This is a genomic window from Nonomuraea sp. NPDC001684, from assembly GCF_053596515.1.
This window is the reverse complement of record NZ_JBSFGJ010000720.1, coordinates 1-2,973: the sequence shown is the minus strand read 5'-3', so window position 1 is coordinate 2,973 and position 2,973 is coordinate 1. Positions and strand designations below refer to the sequence as shown.

Genomic DNA, 2,973 nt, shown 5'->3' with positions numbered 1-2,973 from the left:
ACAGCAGCTCGGGCGGGCTGGCCGACTTGGCCTTCTTCTGGATGTTCTCCCACTGGGCCGACAGCCGGGCCACGTCGCGAGCCAGCTCGTCCTGGCCCGCGCCCTGGCCAGGCCGCCGACGTAACCGAGCGAGGTGCTGAGCGCGGCGCCGAGGGCGGCGTAGCGGGCGGCGGCGTACAGGTCGCCGACGGTGAGCCGCCCGGCGGCCAGCATGAGCCCCCCGGCGGCCAGCACGGCGACCTCCAGCAGCGGGATCATCAGCCCCGACCGGACCCCGGCGGAGGCGTTCGCGCGCCACAGGGCCATGCCGTGCGCGCGCAGCCGGGGCAGGGGCGCGAGCACCCGGCGGGCCTCCTGGTCGGCGGTCCCGGCGGCGGCGATGGTGCGGGCGCCGTCGAGGGCGTCCACGAGGCGGGCCGCGATCTCGCCCTGGACCTCCTGGTAGCCGCCGGAGATGACGGTCGTGGCGCGCAGGAAGGCCCGCAGGACGAACACGATGACGACGATGCCCGCCGCGAGGGTGAGGGTCAGCAGCGGATGGATGAGGGTGAGCGCGACCAGGGCGCCGACGGTCGGCACCAGCAGTGCCAGGGCGCCGGTGACCGTCTCGGGGGCCCGTCCGGCCTCCTCGGCGTTCAGCCCGGCCCGGGTGACGAGGTCGCCCTCGGGGAAGCGGCGGGTGGCGGCCCGGCCGACGCCGAGCACGTGCCGCAGCACGCCGAGCCTGAGCCGGGCGGCCGCGTACGCGCTGCTCGCCCCTCTGGCCCAGCCGCCGAGGCTCTCGCAGAGCACCACCACGGCGACCACGCCCGCGCACAGCGCCAGGGCGCTGGCGGCCTCCGGCGAGCGGGCGAGGAGCAGGTCGAGCGTGCGGCCGACGAGGAACGGGACGGCCAGCTCACCGGCCGCGCCGGCGACGGCGGTGACCGCCAGCACGGCGGGCCACGGGCCGCAGCGCCGTACGGCGTCCGTCACCAGGCGGTCTCCCGGTCCCACCTGCCGGCCTCCTTCAGACTCGGGAGGTCCCCGCGCCACCACGAAACGGCGCGGGGACCCTGTCAGCTATCAGTGGCAGAGAGCGACACTGAGGTTGCTCGGGTGACCCGAGTGACACGTGAGAGCAGTGAGCGAGCTGCCGCCGCTGGCCACGTCGCTGGCCGCGGGAGCCTCCAGACCCTGCAGGTCGAGAAGAACCATGTTCTACACCTCCTTCCGCGGTTGATCATGCGCAGGCCGCTCTGGTGCGGCCTCCAGGAACGGCAGGCGTGCCGGCTGGTCTCCCAGCACCGCCCCGAGGGCGAACAGCACGCCGGCCGTACCGGTCGCGAAATCCATGGACAGGCGCAACAGCCCGTCGCCGGGGAAGGCCAGGCCGCCGCCGTACGGCATGGCGTGCCAGCTCAACCCCTTGATCAGCTCGCGGGCCACCGGATCTCCGGCGAGTGCCGCGATGATGCCCGCGCGGCCGGTGAACAGCCCCGGCTGGACGAAGAACCCGGCGCGGGCGACCAGCTTGAGCCGGTCCAGCTCGGCGGCGAGCTCGTCGTCGTCGCGGTGCGTGAGAAAGCGTGCGAGCACCATGGCGATGCCCACGGAGCCCTCGTCCAGGTAGGGCAGCATCCGCCAGCCCTGGTTCACCTGGAGCGAGCCGTCCTCCGAGGCCCGGCAGCGCCGCAGGTCCTGCCTGAGCGCGATCTCGGCCAGGTCGAGCAGCGCCCGGTCGCCGGTGTGCTCGTAGGCGTGCAGGAAGAGCAGGGCGGAGCCGGACGAGCCGTACATGAGGCCGGCTCTGGGGTTGTCGCCGCCGCTGATCTCGGGCACGTCCTCGGGGCCGCCGAGGCGGTCGGCGCAGATGTCCACCGCGCGCATGGCGTGCTCGGTCAGGGCGGGCTCGGTCCGGCCGAGGCGCAGGAGGTTCAGCCCGATGCCGGGCAGGCCGGAGAACAGGGCCGTCTCCAGGCGGTCCCACTGCTCGCGCAGGGCGATGTCGACGACGTCGAGCGCGTCCTGGCGGTGTCCGAGCCGGTCGAGGACGTGGGCGATGCCGTGCAGGCCGTCGTACAGGCCGATGCCGGAGCCGGCGGCCGGGCGCAGGGCGCGCTCGCGCAGCCAGGTCTCGTACTCGGGGAAGGGTCCGAGGCCGGTGGCCGACAGGGCGAGCAGCACGCCGGCCGCGCCGGTCGCCACGTTGAGGCCGCCGCCGGGCTTGAACTGGGCGACGTCGCCGGGGAAGAGGCGGTCGTCGCGCTCGGGGGTCGCGCCGGCCCGGATGGCCCGGCACATCGCCTCCCGCAGCTCGGCCCAGGTGGCCGTCCCCGGCGTCGGCACGGGGGTCTCCACGGCCTGGTCACCCGCGATGGTCGCGGCGGCGGCGTCCATGAAGGCACCGGGGACGGGGAAGGTCTCCTTGACGATCCGCGCGAGCTGGACGATCTTCGGCCGGTGGATCGGCAGCATGATCGTGCACTGCGGGGCGAACAGGGCGAAGCGCAGGCAGGCCAGCGCGTACCGATCGACCTCGACGCCGTGGCGGTCGCGCGGGGCGGCGAAGGCGGGATGGGCCAGCGCGGCCCTGGCCCGGTCCGCGGCGAGGGTGGCGACCTCGTAGTCGATGAGCACGACCCGGCCGTCCTGGGTGAGCAGGATGTTGTCGGGGTGCAGGTCGCCGAAGACGACGCCGCGTCCGTGCAGCGACTCGACGGCCTCCTCGACGCTCTCCAGGGTCGTGGTGGCCCAGGCGGTGTAGTCGGCGAGGTCCTGCTCGTCGCAGGTGGCGCTGGTCAGCGGGAAGCGGCGCACCAGCCGCCGCTGGAGCGGGGTGCCGTCCACGAACTCCTGGACGAGGAAGTGGTGGCCGCCGATGGTGAAGTAGTCGCGCAGCTCGGGGGCGGCGGGCAGGCCGGCCAGGCGGCGCAGCATGTCGCGCTCGTGTTCGAGCCTGGCGACCGCGTCCCGGCCGGCCACGTCGAGGCC

General features: G+C 74.7%; 3 protein-coding genes. All 3 read right to left on the bottom strand.

Features of this window, described 5'->3' with window-relative positions; translation table 11 throughout:
- Positions 1-996 (bottom strand): ABC transporter transmembrane domain-containing protein (locus ACWCSD_RS50660; RefSeq protein WP_449926715.1); only part of this gene is annotated, 996 nt, incomplete at its 3' end.
- 69 nt (positions 997-1,065) lie between these two features.
- Positions 1,066-1,197 (bottom strand): SapB/AmfS family lanthipeptide, encoded by a 132-nt coding sequence (locus ACWCSD_RS50655; RefSeq protein WP_352327332.1) that lies wholly within the window; start codon positions 1,195-1,197, stop codon positions 1,066-1,068.
- Positions 1,198-1,200: 3 nt separating this feature from the next.
- A partial coding sequence (gene lanKC / locus ACWCSD_RS50650; RefSeq protein WP_449926711.1) for a class III lanthionine synthetase LanKC occupies positions 1,201-2,973 on the bottom strand: 1,773 nt, incomplete at its 5' end.